This window comes from Blautia sp. HCN-20427 (assembly GCF_037890365.1).
Taxonomy (GTDB): domain Bacteria; phylum Bacillota; class Clostridia; order Lachnospirales; family Lachnospiraceae; genus Blautia.
On the sequence record NZ_JBBKBX010000028.1, the window covers coordinates 18,086 to 37,579 of the forward strand.

General features: G+C 40.4%; 16 protein-coding genes, 2 pseudogenes and 1 riboswitch. Of the genes and pseudogenes, 4 read left to right on the forward strand and 14 right to left on the reverse strand.

What is annotated here, in order from left to right:
• Positions 1-73: 73 nt before the first annotated feature.
• From WKT17_RS14130 to WKT17_RS14155, 6 genes are all read right to left on the reverse strand, one after another.
• The gene (locus WKT17_RS14130) at positions 74-1,171 is read right to left on the reverse strand and encodes a phosphotransferase enzyme family protein (protein WP_298060095.1); all 1,098 of its coding nucleotides are present in this window, start codon (positions 1,169-1,171) and stop codon (positions 74-76) included.
• Positions 1,172-1,174: 3 nt separating this feature from the next.
• A complete protein-coding gene (locus tag WKT17_RS14135) occupies positions 1,175-2,101 on the reverse strand; it encodes a nucleotidyltransferase family protein (RefSeq protein WP_173748958.1) in 927 nt (308 codons plus the stop codon).
• A gap of 211 nt (positions 2,102-2,312) precedes the next feature.
• Positions 2,313-2,480 (reverse strand): DUF6903 family protein, encoded by a 168-nt coding sequence (locus WKT17_RS14140; RefSeq protein WP_173748957.1) that lies wholly within the window; start codon positions 2,478-2,480, stop codon positions 2,313-2,315.
• A gap of 12 nt (positions 2,481-2,492) precedes the next feature.
• A complete protein-coding gene (locus WKT17_RS14145) occupies positions 2,493-3,365 on the reverse strand; it encodes a carbohydrate ABC transporter permease (protein WP_173748956.1) in 873 nt (290 codons plus the stop codon).
• 18 nt (positions 3,366-3,383) lie between these two features.
• Positions 3,384-4,274 (reverse strand): carbohydrate ABC transporter permease, encoded by an 891-nt coding sequence (locus WKT17_RS14150; protein WP_173748955.1) that lies wholly within the window; start codon positions 4,272-4,274, stop codon positions 3,384-3,386.
• A gap of 77 nt (positions 4,275-4,351) precedes the next feature.
• Positions 4,352-5,758 carry a carbohydrate ABC transporter substrate-binding protein gene (locus WKT17_RS14155; protein ID WP_298060093.1) on the reverse strand — a complete coding sequence of 469 codons (1,407 nt, stop codon included), beginning with the start codon at positions 5,756-5,758 and terminating at the stop codon, positions 4,352-4,354.
• A 315-nt stretch (positions 5,759-6,073) separates the two neighbouring features.
• Between WKT17_RS14155 and WKT17_RS14160 the strand changes: the two genes are divergently transcribed.
• Positions 6,074-7,522 (forward strand): arylsulfatase, encoded by a 1,449-nt coding sequence (locus WKT17_RS14160; RefSeq protein ID WP_298060091.1) that lies wholly within the window; start codon positions 6,074-6,076, stop codon positions 7,520-7,522.
• A 55-nt stretch (positions 7,523-7,577) separates the two neighbouring features.
• On the opposite strand, the gene WKT17_RS14165 is transcribed toward WKT17_RS14160, so the two are convergent.
• Positions 7,578-8,672: an anaerobic sulfatase maturase gene (locus WKT17_RS14165; RefSeq protein WP_298060089.1), complete on the reverse strand. Its 1,095-nt coding sequence runs from the start codon at positions 8,670-8,672 to the stop codon at positions 7,578-7,580.
• 157 nt (positions 8,673-8,829) lie between these two features.
• On the opposite strand from WKT17_RS14165, the gene WKT17_RS14170 reads away from it, so the two are divergent.
• The 3 genes and pseudogenes from WKT17_RS14170 to WKT17_RS14180 all read left to right on the forward strand — a co-directional run bounded on the left by WKT17_RS14170 (position 8,830) and on the right by WKT17_RS14180 (position 12,141).
• Positions 8,830-9,723: an AraC family transcriptional regulator gene (locus WKT17_RS14170; protein WP_173748951.1), complete on the forward strand. Its 894-nt coding sequence runs from the start codon at positions 8,830-8,832 to the stop codon at positions 9,721-9,723.
• A 124-nt stretch (positions 9,724-9,847) separates the two neighbouring features.
• On the forward strand, positions 9,848-10,576 hold the full coding sequence (gene nagB, locus WKT17_RS14175; protein ID WP_173748950.1) for a glucosamine-6-phosphate deaminase: 729 nt from the start codon (positions 9,848-9,850) through the stop codon (positions 10,574-10,576).
• A 151-nt stretch (positions 10,577-10,727) separates the two neighbouring features.
• Positions 10,728-12,141: pseudogene (locus tag WKT17_RS14180) on the forward strand (transposase).
• A gap of 239 nt (positions 12,142-12,380) precedes the next feature.
• Here WKT17_RS14180 and ribH read toward each other — a convergent pair.
• The 7 genes and pseudogenes from ribH to WKT17_RS14215 all read right to left on the reverse strand — a co-directional run bounded on the left by ribH (position 12,381) and on the right by WKT17_RS14215 (position 19,149).
• On the reverse strand, positions 12,381-12,848 hold the full coding sequence (gene ribH, locus WKT17_RS14185; RefSeq protein ID WP_298059877.1) for a 6,7-dimethyl-8-ribityllumazine synthase: 468 nt from the start codon (positions 12,846-12,848) through the stop codon (positions 12,381-12,383).
• Positions 12,849-14,054, reverse strand: a complete 1,206-nt coding sequence (locus WKT17_RS14190) for a bifunctional 3,4-dihydroxy-2-butanone-4-phosphate synthase/GTP cyclohydrolase II (RefSeq protein ID WP_298059880.1) — start codon at positions 14,052-14,054, stop codon at positions 12,849-12,851.
• 19 nt (positions 14,055-14,073) lie between these two features.
• A complete protein-coding gene (gene ribE, locus WKT17_RS14195; protein WP_298059882.1) occupies positions 14,074-14,709 on the reverse strand; it encodes a riboflavin synthase in 636 nt (211 codons plus the stop codon).
• Entirely contained in the window at positions 14,694-15,794 is a 1,101-nt protein-coding gene (ribD, locus tag WKT17_RS14200; protein ID WP_298059884.1) for a bifunctional diaminohydroxyphosphoribosylaminopyrimidine deaminase/5-amino-6-(5-phosphoribosylamino)uracil reductase RibD, read from the reverse strand. Before ribD ends, ribE begins: the two co-directional genes overlap by 16 nt.
• 135 nt (positions 15,795-15,929) lie before the next feature.
• Positions 15,930-16,044, reverse strand: a riboswitch (FMN riboswitch).
• Between the two features lie 125 nt (positions 16,045-16,169).
• Positions 16,170-16,289 (reverse strand): annotated as a pseudogene (locus WKT17_RS14205) (helix-turn-helix domain-containing protein); the annotation flags it as partial.
• 259 nt (positions 16,290-16,548) lie between these two features.
• Positions 16,549-18,402, reverse strand: a complete 1,854-nt coding sequence (locus WKT17_RS14210) for an FtsX-like permease family protein (protein ID WP_298059886.1) — start codon at positions 18,400-18,402, stop codon at positions 16,549-16,551.
• A gap of 66 nt (positions 18,403-18,468) precedes the next feature.
• Positions 18,469-19,149: an ABC transporter ATP-binding protein gene (locus tag WKT17_RS14215; protein WP_298059888.1), complete on the reverse strand. Its 681-nt coding sequence runs from the start codon at positions 19,147-19,149 to the stop codon at positions 18,469-18,471.
• Positions 19,150-19,494: the final 345 nt, after the last annotated feature.

The following is a 19,494-nucleotide window of genomic DNA, read 5'->3' on the forward strand; positions in this document are numbered from 1 at the left end:
TGTTACAAAACATTTTCTATGTTTGTTTCTATGCTACCACTTTCCATTGGAAAATTCAAGTATACCTTGCAAACTATCTGTATTTGTTTACAATTTCATTCATCTGATTCCATTTTTCTTCCATATCCTTCACCAGCTTAAACTGCGTTCTGCAGCGATCCAGATTGTGACCTTCTCTGTGTATCTTGAAATAATGGTCTCCCTCCAGATAATCCGTAAGGAAACGCATGCCGCACTCATAGGTCATCGTCATGGCTCCTACCGGAAGCATATCCAGTTCTTCCTCTGTCAGACTGCCTTTGCATCCCTCTACGAAACCTTTCGTGTAAAGTTCAAACAATTCCATACTGCAGGAAACCTTAGATAAATCCGGTTCGTCCTCTGCTCCTGTGCTGGCGCCGAAACGGATAGAATCACCAAAGTCATTCACTGACAGCCCCGGCATAACGGTATCCAAGTCAATCACACAGATTGCTTTTCTTGTTTCATCATCAATCATAATGTTGTTCAGCTTTGTATCATTATGAGTAACACGCAGCGGCAGTTTTCCCTCTGCCTGCATATCACAGAGCTTGTGCGCCAGTGCTTCTCTGTCCAGCACAAACTGAATCTCTTCCTGCACCTGTGCTGCTCTGCCGCACGCATCTGCTTCTACTGCTTTCTTAAAAGTATCCAGACGTTTTACGGTATTGTGGAAATCCTGAATGGTTTCATGAAGGGTTTCCGCCGGATAGTCTGCCAGGAGTCCCTGGAATCTGCCGAAAGCCACCGCGCTCTGGTAGAAATCTTCCTGATTCTCCACCAAGTCATACGTCTTAGCCCCTTCAATGAAAAGGTACACTCTCCAATATTCCCCTTCGCTGTCTTTATAAAAAGCCTTGCCGTCTTTTGCAGGCACTAAATTCAAGGTTTCTCTCTCCGGTTCTCCCCCGTTTTCCACAATTTTCTTTCTCAGCCAGGAAGTTACCCCCACAACGTTTTCCATGAGTTCTTCCGGATTCAGAAAAATCTGATTGTTCATGCGCTGCAGAATATATCGTTTCGTTTCTCCCTTATGCTGAAAAGTCACTCGGAAAGTATCATTGATATGACCGCTTCCGTAAGGAATTCCTTCTGTGTATTCCCCCTCAAACTGAAAATTCTCAATTACTTCTTTTTTAATTTCTGCCATTTTCTATTTTTCCTCCCACAGTTTTTCCGGATATAAACCGCTGTCTTTCAAAGCCTGAATAGCCGCAACCACCACTGGTTTATCTTCTTTATAAGTTACCCCGTACCATTTATCCAGAGATTTCAGAACCTGTACGGTAGCCTTGTCTTCCCCTAAAAGTTCATCTACCACAAAAGGAAGGAAGTATTCGCACTTCATTGGATTTCCTTCCAGATTTTCATCCAGGAATTTTGCGAAACGGTCTTTCAGCTCTTTCAGAATACTCTGTGAAAATCCCCACATATTCATGGATACAATGCTGCCTTCCGGAATCACGGTCCAGGTTGCTCCGTCATCCTCTGTATAAGCCGTTTCGTCTCCTCTCTTTTCGATATGGGTTCTCTCGTTGATTTCCTGCAGATAACCGTTTTCATCTGTCACACAGACACCTCTTGCAACGTGTCCGTTTTCTGTCAGTGTATTCTCCAGCACATAGCCTACCATGGTATAGCGGTATTTTTCATCATCCTCGTGAGATGTGAGATAATCATAAATCATCTGGAATGCATGGCTTCCATAGTAGTCATCTGCATTGATAACGGCAAACGGTGCGTCTACGGTACCCAGACAGCTCAAAATCGCATGTCCCGTTCCCCATGGTTTCACACGGCCTTCCGGTACTTCATATCCTTCCGGAAGATTGTGCAAATCCTGAAATACATATTCCACCTCAATAACTTTGCTCATTCTGTCCCCAATGGCAGCCTTAAAATCTGCTTCGTTTTCTCTCTTAATAATAAAGACAACCTTTTCAAACCCTGCCTTTACTGCATCGTAAATAGAAAAGTCCATAATAATGTGTCCCTGTTTATCCACCGGGTCAATCTGCTTCAAACCGCCGTAACGGCTTCCCATACCTGCTGCCATAACTACTAAAACTGGTTTTTTCATCTTACCTTCTCCTTTTCTCTCAACCATACTTCGTTTTCAGTTATCTTTATTTTATCAAAAATATTTCACAAATCCTTTGCACAAATTCATTTGTTTTTGTCATTTTTATGCATATTTTTCTGAACTCAAAAAGGCGCCGGAAATACTTGAGGGAAACTTTTCCTCTCCGTATTTCCGGCGCTCTCTGTCTGTTCTTTCCGTACAGATACTTCTATTGATACTTTTTATTGTAAAGGAATAACAGCACCAGCAGTCCTACCAGACCAACCAACTCCATAGTCAGACCCGTAATGCTGATATTTTTCTGTCCCATAATAATCAAAGCGAGACACACAACAAAAACAATACACTTTATAATCACTTTCACTGTATGATTCATTACGATTTCCTCCTATCCTTTCAGTCCGCCCAGTGTCATACCTTCTGTCAGACGTTTCTGGACTGCAATATACAGAATCAATGTAGGAAGCATAACAATAACAAGACCTGCATACATGATACCGTAGTTCGTAGCTGTCTTTTCCACAGCCATCAGGTTTTTCAGTCCCATAGCCAGTGTGTCATGTCCATCCATCAACGTGTAAGCAATGATGTACTCATTCCAGAAGGAAAGGAAGTTAAACAGAATGACTGTAATAATACTTGGCTTTGCCATTGGAACCATAATTTTCACCATAGTTTTCCAGTAACCGCAGCCGTCAATATAAGCAGCCTCTTCAAAGCCCTTTGGCAGCGTTTTGAAATATCCGCTTAACAGATAAATCGTAAACGGAAGACTGGTTGCCGCGTAAATAAGCGCCAGAAGGAAACGGTTATTCAGGAAAAAATCCACCTGAAAAGCCTTGTTGGCGTCTGTGAGCATGAGAAAAATCGGAACTACAATATAGTTTACATTGATAAATAATCCTGCCATGCAGGCCAAATTCAAAATCTTTTTGCACTTGAAATCAAATCTTGCCAGTACATAAGAAGCCGGAAGAGCAAGCACCAAAAGCAGGAAAAGCGCCAGGGCTGTTACCATAACGGAGTTCAGGAAGAACTCTCCCATTCTCGCATCTACAAAAGCCTGTTTGAAGTTTTCCCAACGTGGGTCTGCCGGCAGCGCCCATGGATTAATATCTGCACCGATAAATTCCGCATTGCGCTTTACACTCGCCATAAATACCCAGCCAACCGGTACAATAATAGAAATAGCCAGAACAAAAAGAGCAATGTAAATGATAGCTTTTGACAAAATTTTTGTAAATTTATGTGTTTCTTTCATTTCTTTTCATTCTCCTTTCTAAAATTCCAGCACTTCTCTGTCTGTAATCTTGTTTACCACTGCAGCCAGTACAAATGAGAAAATAAAGACTACAACGCCGATAGCCATACCGTATCCGTATACCCCTGCACCATAAGCCTGTTTGTACATATAGTTCAGCGCCACTTCGGTCTTTCCGTTAGGACCGCCATCCGTCATAATCTGGACAAACAGGAAGCTCAGGTTAATGGTACTGATAATATAGAAGGTTAAGGTGGTACGGATATTGTTCCAAATCAGAGGCAGTGTTACAGTAAAGAACGTATGTATCTCGGAAGAACCGTCCAAAGCGGCTGCCTCATATAAATCTTCCGGAATTGCTGCCATACTGGCCATGTACATAACCATGTAATAACCGATGGCCTGCCATACCAGAGCAAAAATAACGGAATAAATAACAATTTTCGGTTCACCCATCCACTGGTGCACCAGACCGTCTAAATGAATCGCTTCCAGGAAGGTATTCAAAAGACCTGTACTTGGGTTGTAAATCGCGCCGAAGATACCGGCTACAACAACGATACTCAAAATGTTTGGGATGTAAAAAATAACGCGGAAAAAGTTCTTTCCTTTGAAGTTTCCTCTGGACAATAAAGCTGCAAAAAGAACAGCCAGCACGATTGTACAAATCATAACCAGTACAATGATTAAGATAGTATTCTGCATAGCCTCCAAAAACGCCTTATCCTGGAACAACTTTGTAAAGTTTTCAAATCCTACAAATTCTTTCTTATTGGTAATTCCTCCCATGCGGTACAAAGACATTTTAAAGACCTTTACCGTAGGAACGAAAATAAAAAGCAGTATTAAAAGCGCGGCAGGTGCCAGGCAGGCAAAAACAAAACGCCCCTGTGATTTCTTCCTGTTCATGGTTTTCCTCCTTGTTTCTTTTAAAAACGGTGAGTTATAATAACTCACCGTTTGCTGATACCAGGTTTAAATTGTGCTTATTCTAAAGCGCCTGCACATTTTTCCCATGTTTCCACTAACTGTTTCTGCCAGTCTTCAACAGTCATATCTCCTGTATTTACAGAGTATGCCGGTCCGTAAACTGCGTCTTTCATGTTCAGACCTTCGATTGGCTGTGTAGCTACCCAACCGCCTGTAACGGTTACAATGTTATCTGCTGTAGAAGCTGCGTAACAGTCTCTTGTTGTACCTTCCGGTAATTTGTCAGCAGCGCCTTTTACAGGTGCAACAACTGGTGCCGGAGAAGTTTTTCCTGTTTCTTTGTCTGTTGTTTCGTTATTTAATAAAATATCAACAACTGTGTCAGAATACATAAATTTAATGAATTCTTTTGCAAGGTCCATGTGCTCTGCTTCTGCAGGAATCCACATCTGTTCTGTAAATGTGTACATGGTCTGTTTTTCATCTCCATCCCACTTCGGTGCAGGCATCATACCCCATCTGAAGTCTTCCGGTGTTGTAGCAGCCATTTCACCGATTACCCAGTTACCGTTTGGCATGAATAATGCTTTGTTGTCGATAACGTTCTGCTGGTTGATTTTGAAACCACCGTCTGCGTTGGCATTTGCTACAGTATCTTTTTCTGTGTAGTCAGCAGATACCAGTTTGCCTAATGTATCCAGAACTTTCTTACCTTCGTCAGATGTCCATGTATCTGCATCGTATTTGATTGCTTTCTGATAGAACTCTGTACCGCCGGCCTGTGCTAACATGCTGTACATCGTTGCGTCCAGGTAACCAGCCTGTGGGAATGTAAACAAGGAAACTCCGTCTGCTTTTGCCTTATCGCCTAAAGCAAAGAACTCTTCCCATGTTGTCGGCAGGTCATATTTTTTCTGGTCTCCTTCAAACAGATTCTTGTTGTACCAGAATCCTGTCGGCGTGTAGAAGATAGGTGCCAGATAGATTTTGCCGTCTGCGTATGGCTGTGCGTCTGTACCATCTGTGATACCGTCTAACAGTTTTCCTTTTAATTCATCATCAAATACATCTGTAATATCAGCGATTGCGCCTTCCTTCAGCATAGTTTCTGTGAAACCGCTCTTCTGTCCCAGATTGTAGTATACAACGTCAGGGAAGTCACCTTTCTGAATGGATTTTGTCAGATCTTTATCTAATTCGGAAGAAATGGTTAATTCTACGTCAACGCCCTTTTCTTCTTCAAACGCTGCTGCAATCTGGTTCCAGATTTCTTCTCCGTTACCGCCTTTGAAAGCAGCTAATTTGAGCACTTCTTTGCCTTCAGACTTGTCTTCTTTTGCAGTATCCTTACTTGTATCTTTGTTTGTATCTGCTGTTTCGCCTCCACATGCAGCAAGTCCGGACAATGTCATTGTTGAAACAAGAGCCATGGCTACAAGTTTCTTTACCATCTTCATTTTCATTACTAATTCCTCCCTAGATTGTAGATAGTAACTATTTTTCTTAAATCTTACCGAATCATTATACCATATTTTCCATTTTTGTATTTGTACTATCTACTGTAACTTTTACACAATCGTCTTTTATGTCGTTATTTTGCCCAAAATCCTTCTTGTCTTTTCACCTTTTCATCTTTTTTTCCCTTATATTTTTTTGTTTCCCCTTGTTTTCTTTCATCACTTTTCATAACGCAAACGGGCATTTTCGGAAAAAAACTTGTCTTTTTCAGAGAAACATCGTATATTTATAGGTAATTTTGATGAATGGAGGAATCACCTTTGAAACAGCCTAATATTTTACTGATTATGACTGACCAGCTTCGTGGGGACTGTCTGGGCTTTGCCGGACATCCGGATGTCAAAACTCCTTATCTGGATACACTGGCCAGCCGGGGTATTTCTTTTGACAATGCCTACAGCGCCTGCCCAAGCTGCATTGCCGCCAGAGCCGCTCTTCACACCGGTCTGTCCCAGGAACATCACAAGCGAACCGGCTATGAGGATGGCATTATCTGGGATTATCCACACACTATGGCAGGCGAACTTTCCAGAGCAGGATACTACTGCCAGTGTGTGGGGAAAATGCATGTACACCCATTGCGGAATTATCTGGGGTTCCACAATGTTGAACTTCACGACGGCTATCTTCACAGCGCCCGCTATACCAGTGTCCCCTGGCAGGAATCCCAGAAAAATGCCGATGATTACTTTCACTGGCTGAAACAGGAAAAAGGCATCGACGCGGACGTAACGGATACCGGACTGGAATGCAACAGCTGGGTGGCTCGTCCCTGGATTTATGAGGAAAAATACCATCCCACCAACTGGGTGACAGACCGCAGCATCGATTTTTTGCGCAGAAAAGACCCGCAAAAACCTTTCTTCCTTATGGCTTCTTATCTGCGTCCTCACCCGCCCTTTGATGCGCCTTCTTATTATTTTGATTTGTACAATCGGAAAGAGCTGACACCGCCTGCTCTGGGCGACTGGGAAACCGAAGAACTGTTAAAAAGTCAGGGCCGGGTTTTTGATTCCAAATGCGGTCCTCTGGATAAAGATTTAATACGGGAAGCCCAAGTGGGATATTATGCCTGCATTACTCATCTGGACCATCAGATTGGACGTCTGATTCAGGCTTTGGTAGAATACGGCGTTTATGAGGATACTCTGATTCTCTTTACTTCCGACCACGGGGAAGAACTCTGTGACCACCACATGTTCCGCAAATCCCGGCCATACCAGGGCAGTATCCGCATCCCCCTGATTCTCTCAGGAAACAACAGGCTTCTTCCGGGGCTCACACCAGGTACGGTTTCCCACAGTCTGGTGGAACTTCGGGACGTCATGCCTACCCTGCTGGATTTTGTTCATGCCCATATTCCAGATACCCTGGACGGAAAAAGCATGCTGCCGCTTATAGAGCAGCCGCAAAAAGCTCTGCGGGAAGTGCTCCACGGCGAACACTCCTACGGAGAATACTCCAATCACTGGCTGGTAACGCCCCAGGATAAATTTATCTGGTACAGCGAAACCGGAACCGAGCAGTATTTCCGTCTGCAGGATGACCCAAAAGAGCTGCATAACGAAATAGACAATCCGGTCTGCCAGAACCGTATCTGTCAGCTGCGGGATTGCTTAATCCAGACTTTAAAGAACCGGCCGGAGGGCTTTTCAGACGGAACCAAACTGATTCCCGGACAGCCCTATCCGCCGTATATGCCTTCCTGAATCCCTTTTGGGGGCTGCCATTTACAAAGGGACTGCCGCAGCTGGCAGCAGTCCCCTACAGTCTGGCTGCCAGCCATTCCAGCCTGCTGATGGCATAGGCAAAAAATTCCTGATAAGACTTGCAGAAATAATTCTTATTTTCCTCTGTATAATTTCTTCTGCAGCCGCCCCGGCAAAGAGGATACCATCTGCAGGCAGTACACTCTTCTCCACGTTTCCTGCCCTGACTGAAAAATTCCATTTCCGGAAAAATCCCCTGGAAAAACCGGAACTTCTCATCCTGCACATTGGCAATCCTGCAGTTGTCCAGCACATAAAAATCACAGGGATACACCCCTCCGTCTGCTTCAATAATATTCTGCATGGAACACCTTCCCGTCTGGGAACAGGCTTCCGGCGGAAAGCCCTTTAACATGGACAGCCAGTTATCAAATTCCCGAATTGAAACCATAGTACCTTTTTGCACATCCTCAAACCACAAGTCAAACAGGGACTTTAAAGCCTCCCCATAAATCTCCGGCGTCAAAGACCAAGGGTTCTGCCCCTCCTTCTCTCCCAACGGGTCCAGACAGGGAATATACTGCTGATAATAAAATCCCTCCTTTTTCAGATACTGATAAACAGACGTAATCTTTCTGGCGCTCTGTTTGGTAAGCACACACAGAATGTTTACCTCTACATGGTTCTTCTGCAGATTTTTCGCATTCTTTAAAATCTTCTGGAAAGTGCCCTTCCCACCGGCGTCCTGCCGGTTTCTGTTGTGAATTTCTTTGGTCCCATCCAAAGAAATTCCCACCAGAAAATGATTTTCTCTTAAAAATTCCGTCCACTTCTCATCCAGCAGTGTTCCATTGGTCTGCAGACAGAAGTACAGCTTTGTTTCGGGTTTCTTATATTTTTTCGTGAACGCTATAAACTTTTCAAAAAATTCCAGTCCGGCCAGTGTTGGTTCTCCCCCCTGAAAACCAAAAGTGCAGCTTTCTTCTGCTGCCTCCAGAGCTTTTCGCACCACGGTTTCCAAAACTGCCTCTTTCATAATTCCATAGGATGGGATTTCTCTGTTTTTACATTCATCTTCATAAAAACAATAGGCACACCGCAGATTGCAGTTGGAAGATGCCGGTTTCATCATTAATTGTACATGTTTCATTTCCTTCTCCGCCTTTTCTCAATTCTTATGTTTTATTCTACCATATCCTGTCTGTAAATTCATTGCTTTTCCAGACATTTTAGGACAACATATGGATTTTTTCTCTGCAATCCTTTATAATAAAAACGAATATATTTTCCTATTCAGGAGGTTTGTCATGTCATTTACAAGTCTGGAACTAAAAAAAGACATTGAAATCAATAAAATTATTACGATTCATTACTTCGAATATATGAGCGACTATAATTTTCCCGGAGAGACACATGATTTCTGGGAATTTCTGTGCGTGGATAAAGGGGAAGTGGAGGTATGTGCCGGAAATATCCACCATACACTGAAAAAAGGAGAAATCATTTTCCACAAGCCGGACGAATTTCACACCGTAAAGGCGAATGGAACCATTGCCCCCAACCTGGTAGTCATCTCCTTTGAGTGCCATTCTCCCTGTATGAAATATTTTGAAAATCTGCTGACCAGCATTGGCGAACAGGAGCGAAATCTCCTTGCCCAGATTATTTATGAGGCCAAGCACTGCATTGCCAATCCATTGGACGACCCTGGAACCACCGAAATGCTTCGTCGGGAGACAGCTCCCTTTGGTTCTGAACAGTTGATTAAACTATATCTGGAAACGCTTTTGATTTTGATGATTCGCCAGATGGATGAGGGCACGCTTTCCGCTCCTGCTATCAAATCCATTAAGCAGAAGAATGATTCTCTGATTTACAACCGGATTACGACTTATCTGGAAGAACACATCTGCGAGCGGCTGACCATTGAGACCATCTGCCAGGACAATTTAATCGGGCGTTCCCAGCTGCAGAAACTCTTCCGGGAGCAGACACACTGCGGTGTCATTGATTATTTTTCCCATTTAAAAATTGAACTGGCCAAACAGCTCATTCGGGAAAATCATCACAATTTTACGCAGATATCTGAATTTATCGGCTATACATCCATTCACTATTTTTCCCGGCAGTTTAAGAAAATTACCGGAATGACGCCGTCAGAATATGCTTCTTCCATTAAAGTTTTGTCTGACAGAAAGTAGTCTCTGCTTTTGCGCCTGCCAATTTGATTCTACTTTCTGTTTTTTTACATTGTGTTTCAATTACTTTCATATTATAATAATTATATTACGGGAAAAAAAATCCCAGCTTAAAGGAGAAGGTATTATGAAAATTTACAAAACCAAAGACTATGATGAAATGAGCAGAAAGGCAGCGCATATAATTGCTTCTCAGGTAATTTTAAATCCTGACTGTGTGTTGGGGCTTGCAACCGGTTCTACACCTGTGGGAACTTATAAAAATCTGATAAAATGGTATGAAGAAGGGGATTTGGATTTTTCTCAGATTACTTCCTGCAACTTAGATGAATACAGAGGATTAAGCGGAGACAATGACCAGAGTTACCGTTATTTCATGAACCACAACCTGTTTGACTCTGTAAATATCCGCAAGGAATGTACTTTTGTGCCGGACGGATTAAATGAAGACAGCGATGCAGCCTGCAGAGAATATGAAGAAATTATTCGCCGTGCGGGAGGCATTGATTTGCAGCTTTTAGGTCTGGGACACAACGGACACATTGGTTTCAATGAACCTGCAGAAGATTTTCCAAAAACGACACATTGCGTAGATTTAACAGAAAGCACCATTCAGGCCAACAAACGTTTCTTTGAAAACGAAGCCGATGTTCCCCGTCAGGCTTACACTATGGGAATCGGCACCATTATGAGTGCAAAGAAAATTCTGGTTGTAGTCAGCGGGGCTGACAAGGCGGAAATTCTCAATGAAGTTATCAACGGCCCGGTTACACCAAAGGTTCCGGCTTCTATCTTACAGCTGCACCCGGATGTTACCATCGTAGCGGATGAAGCAGCGCTTTCCAAAGTAAAATAAGATTTCAAGGGGCTATCGGGAAATAGATAGTTCCAAACAGGGGCAGATTTGACTCACATGAGTCAAATCTGCCCCTGAAATTTTTCCGTAAAAAGAGAAAAAGATGGCTAACGACAACCATCTCCTCTCCGTTCCATGTTATAATGGAACTATGCTAAAACAAGATTATTATAACGAATTTTTTGAATTAGGGCAACAGAAAATTAACTTTAGTTTCTTTGAATTGAATTTACCTGATGACAATCCAGTCTATACCCTGAAAAAAGTGATGGAGGAGTTAGATTTTTCTGGCTTGTTAGCCAATTGTTCAGATAAGGGAAGAATAGGGTACAATCCAATTATGATGTATGCTGTAGTTACTTACGCAAATATGCGTGGGGTAAGAGCTGTTGACCGTATCGTAGAATTATGTGAAAGAGACCTTGCTTTTATCTGGCTTACTAAAGGCCAAAAACCCAAAAGGGATGCTTTTTATGAATTTAAAAACAAAAAGCTAACAGCTGATGTATTGGATGAACTGAACTATCAGTTTCTTCGTCGTCTGCAAAAAGAACCGGACAAGGAAACTGACAAAACATAAAAAATTATCAAATAATACACTCATCGAAATTGACAACTGTTCTCCGCTGGGGATTCTGAAACTCCAGAAAAATCTAATGCAGATTGCGGAGCAGGAACACATTACGTTTGTTTATGGAAAAGGAAAGAGAAAATCGGAAATCCAGCAGCTATATGAGAAACTGGAAAGCTGCGGTGAACGTCTCATGGGATATAAAGAGTGTTTTGAAATCATGGGAAAGAATCGGAACAGTTATTCCAAAACAGATTTAGAGGCCACCTTTATGCGGATGAAAGAGGACCATATGAAGAACGGACAGTTAAAGGCCGCATATAATGTCCAGATAGCAGTAGAGAATTATTTCATTGTCCAGGCTTATGTAAGCAATGACCGGACAGATTATAATACATTGATTCCTGTGTTAGAAAAGCACAAAAATGCGTTTGGAGAAATTTTGGAGGAAGTAACTGCCGACAGCGGTTATTGTAGTGAAAAGAATCTTCTGTACTTAAAGAAACATAAAATCTCCAGTTATATTAAGCTGCAGGATCATGAAAAACGGAAAACACATGCATACACGGAAGAGATTGGAAAGTATTACAACATGAAAACGCAGATATTTGAGGATGAACTTTATTATATCTGCCATGATGGAAGAGAACTTCATCATATCAGGACAGAGAAAAAAGAACAGGCTGGTTATACACAAACCTTTGAGGTGTATGGATGTTCCGATTGCAGCGGCTGCATACATAAAGAAAAATGTCTCTATAAATATGATGCTGAAAAAGATGCAGAGAAAAATAAGGTCATGAAGATCAGTGAACAATGGGAAGCTTTAAAGGAAGAATCCCATGCGAACATCCAGAGTGAGAAGGGGATATTAAACCGTCAGATCCGTTCCATTCAGACAGAAGGACATTTCGGAGATATCAATAAATATCATCGTTTTCTTCATGAAGAGATCAAAAAATTTGAAGGAAACACTAAGGAAAAGACTGCTTAGAAAAAGAGTGTTTTTAAAAATGCAGTTGAGGGGTTTTTGCGCCCTAAAATACATACCGAAAAGAAAAAATACAAATCTCCTATAGAAGATCAGGTATCAAAAATACTGATTACTACAGGAGATTCGTATTTTAAGATTTAGAAACTAAAAAACGGTATTAACCGATAGCCCCACCGCCGTGTCTGGATCACTCCGACCATTATGATTTTTTTGCTCTAACTTTTAACCTCCCAATCAAATTATACCCCTAATGCACGAATTAAGTTTATCATTTCAATAGCTCCTTGTGCACATTCAGAGCCTTTATTTCCTGCTTTGCTACCAGCTCGTTCTATCGCCTGTTCAATTGTATCTGTCGTAAGAACACCAAACATTACAGGTATCTCGGTATTTAAACTGATTTGTGCAATTCCTTTTGACACCTCACTACACACATAATCATAATGACTTGTACTACCGCGAATAACCGCTCCCAAACAAATAACCGCATCATATTTTTTACTTTTTGCCATTTTTGACGCAATCAACGGTATTTCAAATGCTCCCGGAACCCAAGCCACCTCTATATCCTTTTCACTAACATTTTCTCTTTTCAAATTGTCTAATGCCCCTGCTAATAATTTTGAAGTTATAAACTCATTAAACCTTGCTACAACAATACCTATTTTAATATTTTCTGCCACTAAATTGCCTTCAAAAGTATTCATTTATTTTTCCTCCATATTCAAAATGTGCCCCATTCGGTCTTTCTTTGTTTTCAAATAAAAACTATCATAAGGATTTGCTTCTATCTCAATCGGTACTCTACTTGAAATTTTCATTCCATAATCTTCTAACTGATAAACTTTATCAGGATTGTTTGTAAGTAAATGCAATGATTTTATTCCCAAATCTCTTAAAATCTGTGCTCCGATATAATATTCTCTTAAATCCCCTTGAAATCCTAATGCAAGGTTCGCGTCAAGCGTATCCATACCGTTATCCTGTAAATGATAAGCTTTTAATTTATTAACAAGACCGATACCTCGTCCCTCTTGTCGCATATAAAGCAATACGCCTGAACCTTTTTCTGCAATCATTTTCATAGCTTTATCTAACTGTTGTCCGCAATCACAGCGTAAAGAACCAAAAACATCTCCTGTTAAGCACTCTGAGTGAACACGACACAACACATCATTTCCATTATCTAAATTTCCCATAACCAACGCAATATGATGTTCTCCATTGAGCTTGTTTACATAGCAATGTGCTTTGAATTTCCCGTATTTTGTGGGCATTTCTACAATCGAAACACATTCTACAAGCACATCATATACTTTTCTATATTCCTGTAATTCTTTAATTGTAAGAGCTGGTATATGGTGTGTTTGGGAAAATTGAATTAAATCAGGTGTTCTCATCATTTTCCCATTTTCATTCATGATTTCACAGCATAAACCACATTCTTTTAATCCTGCTAAACGCAAAAGGTCAACAGTTGCTTCCGTATGTCCGTTTCTTTCCAGAACACCTCCACTCTTTGCAATCAAAGGAAACATGTGTCCCGGTCTGCGAAAATCAAGAGGGTTTATATTCTCAACCACACACATACGAGCCGTCAATCCTCTTTCTTCGGCAGAAATACCTGTTGTAGCATCCTTATAATCAATAGAAACCGTAAAGGCAGTTTCATGGTTATCTGTATTATTTTCAACCATAGGGAAAAGCATGAGTTGGTTAGCTAGACTTTCACTCATAGGCATACAGATTAAGCCTTTTGCATAAGTCGCCATGAAATTAACATTTTCTGTTGTAGCCGATTGTGCCGAACAAATTAAATCTCCCTCATTTTCTCTCTCTTTATCATCCATAACCAAAACAAGTTTTCCCTCTTGTAACGCCTGCAATGCCTCTTTTATTTTTTGATATTTCATTATTCCTTTATCCTTTCTGTTAAAATCCGTATTGGCATAATAACTCTTTCGATAACTCCGTTTTATTACTGTTGTCTATGAGTTTCTGCACATATTTACCTAATATATCATTTTCAAGATTAACCATATTCCCAACTTGTTTATCCTTGAGAACTGTTTGCTCTAAAGTATGTGGGATAACGGATACTAAAAAGTCTGTTTTCGATACTTTTGCGACAGTAAGACTAATACCGTCAATAGCAATCGAGCCTTTTTCGACAATTAAATTTAAGATTTCTCTTTGCGTATTGATTTGATACCACACAGCATTTTTCTCTCTACGCACAGAAGATATTCTACCTGTTCCATCAATATGCCCCGTAACAATATGACCGCCCAACCTGCCATTCATAGGCATAGCTCTTTCTAAATTCACACAACTTCCATGTCTTAACAGACTAAGAGCTGTTCTATTCCATGTTTCATTCATCACATCAACTGTGAAAGACTGTCGATTGAAACAAGTAACTGTAAGGCAAATACCATTTACTGCTATGCTGTCCCCTAAATGTATATCTTCTAATATTTTTGAAGCTTTAATGGATAGTTTACAGTTACAAATATCTTTCTGTATTCTTTCTATTTTACCGATTTCCTCTATTATTCCTGTAAACATGAATAAATCACTTCACTTTCTATGAGATAATCATTTCCCACTTGAGAAAAAGCATACGGTTTAAGCATAACGGCGTCATCAGGAAAAGCAACGCCTTGCCCGCTTACAGGACTTTTTGCACTCCCACCAAATATTTTTGGTGCTATGTAGACTTGCACCTCATCGACAATTTGTTGTTCAAGAGCACTCCAATTCATTGCACTTCCGCCCTCTAAAAGCAGGCTATCTATCTGCATATTTCCTAAACATTGCATTAAATTCATTAAGTCAATATAATTACCTTTTTTCTTTGTATGAATAATTTCACAACCGTATTTTCTATAAAGACCTATCTTACTTTCATCACTAGAAGAAGTAGCAATATAAGTCTTAATATCATTCGCTGTTTTTATAATTTTTGATGTAATGGGTGTTCTTAAATTTGTATCACATACGATACGGACAGGATTTTTTCCATTCTCTAATCGGCATGTCAGTAAAGGGTTATCTTGAATAACAGTATTGACTCCTACCACGATTGCGGTAACCTTATGTCGGAATTGATGTACCTGTTTTCTCGCTTCTTCTCCACTTACCCATTTTGATTGATTTGCATAAGTTGCTATCTTCCCGTCCAGTGTCATTGCATATTTCATAAAAACATAGGGAATGTGCTTTGTAACATATTTTCTAAAAACTTTGATTAACTGTTGACATTCCATTTCTAAAATTCCTACAGCAACTTGAATATTGTTTTCCTCAAGTATCTTTACACCTTTTCCAGACACAATAGGATTACAGTCTAAAGTTCCAACGACTACTCTTGTAATGCCACTTTTAATAATTGCTTCTGTACAAGGTGGTGTCTTTCCATAATGGCAGCATGGTTCAAGTGTTACATAAAGTGTTGCTCCTACAGGTGACTCCCTGCAATTTTTAAGTGCATTTCTTTCAGCGTGCAATCCGCCAAAAAATTCATGATATCCCTGTCCGATAATCTGATCATCTTTTACAATTACCGCTCCGACCATAGGATTAGGGTTCACGTAGCCAGCTCCTTTTTTCGCCAGTTCTATTGCTAATTTCATGTATTCTGCATCGCTCATTTTTACACCTCCCAAAAAATACATGCCTTGAATAAAAGCTATCCAAGACATGCAAAAGAGGATTTATGCGATTAAAGAAAATGCTCCGAAACGATATGAAATCATTTCAGAGCACGCAAAAAAGCATAAATATACTTTCATCTTCTTTCATCCAGACTATACTGTCGGCTTTGGAATTTCACCAAATCATGCCTTTCGGCTCGTGGGCTGTACCACCGGTAGGGAATTGCACCCTGCCCTGAAGATAGTTATTCAATTACGGACAATTATAATATTTGACATTGTTTCTGTCAATAGAAAGTTTTTTCTCATTCGTCAAATACAATAATTTGCAAGCAGGTAAACACAGGTTATTCCTTAATATCCTTTTGTTTGGGAAACTCCTTTCTCCCATTTGTTTACAGCCGGTGCGGATACACCTAAAAACTCGGCAATTTGCTCTTGTGTCAAAGATAACTCTTTCCGCTTTTCCCGAATAATCTGATTAATTTTCATAGCGAACCTCCTTGTGTTTATGCCTTTATGATAGCAGAGTAGGCTTTAAGGAACAATAGAGCCGTTGTTAAATTGATGATTTAGAAAATTAACCAAAAGTTAAAAACGGAATCGTAAACTGCTGTCTTGCAAATTCTTGGTTGTTACTTCACCGCACATGAGCATTATTTATGGGTGCAGAATTATGAGGCTGAGGGAGTAGACAAGCATTTTCTCATTTGATATTTACTCATTTATAGATTATATATAATCTCGTTGCCTATGAACTCTCCCTATCTTCTAACAACATAAGAAGTTCCGTCTGGAATTGTCTGTTAATAATCCCAATGGCTATGGCCACCACAAAAAGAGTAAGAACCGGAGGTACTGCAAACATTACCACCGTTCTTTCTACCAGAGATTTTTCCAACTCTTCCGCCGGTGCTTCTGCAACATCTTGTCTGACACTGTATTTCGTGCTGAAATAAGTTTCCTTTTCTTCCGCATTTTCTCTTTGCAGCACTGTATTCATAAGACTTCCCCCTAAAATACTTCCTATAATTGCCGCAAATAATACAACTACCGCTAATCCTCCTGCCATGGACATTCTACACTGTCCTTTTCCCGCACCCATGGCTCGTTCCACGGCAATCCTTTTTTTCTGTTTTACTACAAAAAAGTATAACAGCAGCAAAACCACCAGAACCACCGACAGAATTCCAAAACCACATAACAAAAATGCAATCATTCGGTTCTCGTCAAGTTCCTTTTTTATCTTTTCATACCCATTATCCTCAAAGGTAATTTCCAGAAGGTTACTTTTTTCTATTTTAGAAAATGCCTCTATGTAGTCCTTACTGGTTCCATTTGGTATTTGAAAAGAAGTTGTCCTGTGAACCATGGGGCCTGCCGCTACGATGTTATTTTCCGTTGATTCTTTCACTGACGCCGAAGGAATAATAATTTGATTCCATTTCATTTCTGTCTGATTATAAGAAGAAAGATTCCTTCTATCCTGATATTGATAAATTCCCACAATCTTATATTCATGCGCAGAAAAAACCGGATAAATTTCTCCTTTGGTATTTAATAAACTATAGTCTATGCCTGTTCCGGTATAATTATAAGCATCTACATAATATAAAGGCAAAGAAATTTTGTCACCCGGCTGTAGTCCGTTCAAGTCGGCAAATTCTTTCTCAATAAGACAGACCCTTTCTCCCGCCTGAAATTCTTCTTTAGAAATTTCCCTCCCTGATACTACTATAGACTTCTTAGAATGAAAAGAAGGCAACAAAACCAAACTGTTTGTTGGCAAAACGGAAACCGTATCGTTCAACATTTCATAACTTTTTGCCAGATTCAACCAATATTTTCCCCGGCCGGATTCATAGAAATCCTCTGTCACTTCTTCCCAGGAAACTCCTTCTTTTTCATTTAACTCACTCGGCAATGCGTCTCCGGATTTGTCGCACTGCGTAGTAAGAGGATTCATCTTTGTAGGATACCATTCAACGCTGGTTCCCGCCGCATTTTTTTCATGAGAATTATTTTTAGACATTAAATTAGCAATATATGTTTTTCCGGCTTCCAAAGTTTCCGGCATCTCGGTATTATGGTCACACAGCCACAGCCCGTCACTTCCATGGGTATCTCCCCACAATACCCTTTTAATCTTTACCAAAACCGGCTTATTGGGAACACAAGTTTCTACCGGGCTAAATTCAACAATCAACTGCAAATCCCAAGATGCAGCAGAACTTTCATCCCCTGACGAGAAAGAATATTCTGGTAAATAAGCGCCATAACTGGGTCTTTGTTCCGGTTCCTCTATATACTCTGTACCAGCAAAGTCCAATATGGACTTCTCTATTATTTCTTCGTACACTGGCACTTGAAAATATTCGTACGTTTCTGTTGTTGCATCCCACATAGAATGAACTTCTGTAGAACTTTTTTTCTGTTCCACCGTACCAATGGTTGTATAAGATTCTTCTAAGGCATTCAGTTCTGCGTTTGTATAAAGTAAAAGCACTATTCCCAAGACAAGAATCATACTACTAACTATCATAGCAATAATGAATAATACTAATTTCACAGGAGTCCTGTAAATTTGTTTTATACTGTTAAGCATATCTTCCTCCCGAAATTCCTGCAGAATTTCTTTTCAATAATCCAAAAGGCGTTTGATATGGAAAAATCACACATTTTTTATCTCCTTAAAACATAATCTCCCGTCAACTATCTCATACACAACATCCGCCTGCCTCGCAATTTCGCGGTCATGAGTCACCACTACAACACAGTAATCCTCTTCTACCAGTTTTCGAAAAATATCCATAATCTTTTGGCTGTTTTCTACATCCAAGTTTCCTGTGGGCTCATCGGCCAGAAGAAACTTTGCATCAGAGGCCAGTGCCCTGGCAATAGCGGTTCTCTGCTGTTCGCCACCGCTTAGCATGGCAGGAAGTTTTTTATAATATTCCTCTTTAATCCCCACACTTTTCAGAAGTTCTGCTGCCCTACACCTTGCCGTTTTCTTTTTTTCATGGATAATCTGCATGGGATACATCACATTTTCCAGTATGGTTAAACAGGGAAACAGATGAAAGGACTGATAAATCATAGAGACATTTTCTCTCCTATGCCGTTCCAAATCCTTTTTCTTTAAAGGAACCCCATCTGCTAATATTTCTCCCTTGGTAGGGGTTCCAAGCCCTGCCAGAAGAGACAAAAGGGTGGTTTTTCCGCTACCTGAACGGCCTATCAGGGCATAAAATTTCCCTTTTTCAAAATGGCATGTAACATCGCTAAGAGCTGTCACCTTCTGATATTTCCCCTGATAAGTATATTCTAAATTCTGTGCTGTAAGAGTCTCCATATGCTCTCTCCCTTCTAAAAAAGCCTCAATCTACTTTTGTCAGCATAGCCATAATATCGAACCGGAACAGGAGTTTTAAGGCAATTACAATCCCAGCAGTTCCCTCCAAAACCAACAGAACAAATAATTATAATAAATCATATATGTCTTTTTGACTATCTTTTTATATCTTCTTAAATGTCCGCAAAGCCTTATTTTATAGGCTCTACGGGCATTTTGCTTTTGTGGTAAACCTCACATATCTAGGTCTATCTTCTTATATTTTCGCTATCAAGCGTGGTTAAAATCGTGGTAAATACTTCTTATGCGATTAGACGCTGAACCTCTGATTTTGCGGTATCTATG

Excerpts from the sequence above, each read along its gene's own strand:
- WKT17_RS14130 (WP_298060095.1), bottom strand. The coding sequence starts at position 1,171 with ATGGCAGAAATTAAAAAAGAAGTAATTGAGAATTTTCAGTTTGAGGGG.
- WKT17_RS14135 (WP_173748958.1), bottom strand. The coding sequence starts at position 2,101 with ATGAAAAAACCAGTTTTAGTAGTTATGGCAGCAGGTATGGGAAGCCGT.
- WKT17_RS14140 (WP_173748957.1), bottom strand. The coding sequence starts at position 2,480 with ATGAATCATACAGTGAAAGTGATTATAAAGTGTATTGTTTTTGTTGTG.
- WKT17_RS14145 (WP_173748956.1), bottom strand. The coding sequence starts at position 3,365 with ATGAAAGAAACACATAAATTTACAAAAATTTTGTCAAAAGCTATCATT.
- WKT17_RS14150 (WP_173748955.1), bottom strand. The coding sequence starts at position 4,274 with ATGAACAGGAAGAAATCACAGGGGCGTTTTGTTTTTGCCTGCCTGGCA.
- WKT17_RS14155 (WP_298060093.1), bottom strand. The coding sequence starts at position 5,758 with ATGAAAATGAAGATGGTAAAGAAACTTGTAGCCATGGCTCTTGTTTCA.
- WKT17_RS14165 (WP_298060089.1), bottom strand. The coding sequence starts at position 8,672 with ATGAAACATGTACAATTAATGATGAAACCGGCATCTTCCAACTGCAAT.
- WKT17_RS14170 (WP_173748951.1), top strand. The coding sequence starts at position 8,830 with ATGTCATTTACAAGTCTGGAACTAAAAAAAGACATTGAAATCAATAAA.
- nagB (WP_173748950.1), top strand. The coding sequence starts at position 9,848 with ATGAAAATTTACAAAACCAAAGACTATGATGAAATGAGCAGAAAGGCA.
- ribH (WP_298059877.1), bottom strand. The coding sequence starts at position 12,848 with ATGAATACTTTTGAAGGCAATTTAGTGGCAGAAAATATTAAAATAGGT.
- WKT17_RS14190 (WP_298059880.1), bottom strand. The coding sequence starts at position 14,054 with ATGAAATATCAAAAAATAAAAGAGGCATTGCAGGCGTTACAAGAGGGA.
- ribE (WP_298059882.1), bottom strand. The coding sequence starts at position 14,709 with ATGTTTACAGGAATAATAGAGGAAATCGGTAAAATAGAAAGAATACAG.
- ribD (WP_298059884.1), bottom strand. The coding sequence starts at position 15,794 with ATGAGCGATGCAGAATACATGAAATTAGCAATAGAACTGGCGAAAAAA.
- WKT17_RS14210 (WP_298059886.1), bottom strand. The coding sequence starts at position 18,402 with ATGCTTAACAGTATAAAACAAATTTACAGGACTCCTGTGAAATTAGTA.
- WKT17_RS14215 (WP_298059888.1), bottom strand. The coding sequence starts at position 19,149 with ATGGAGACTCTTACAGCACAGAATTTAGAATATACTTATCAGGGGAAA.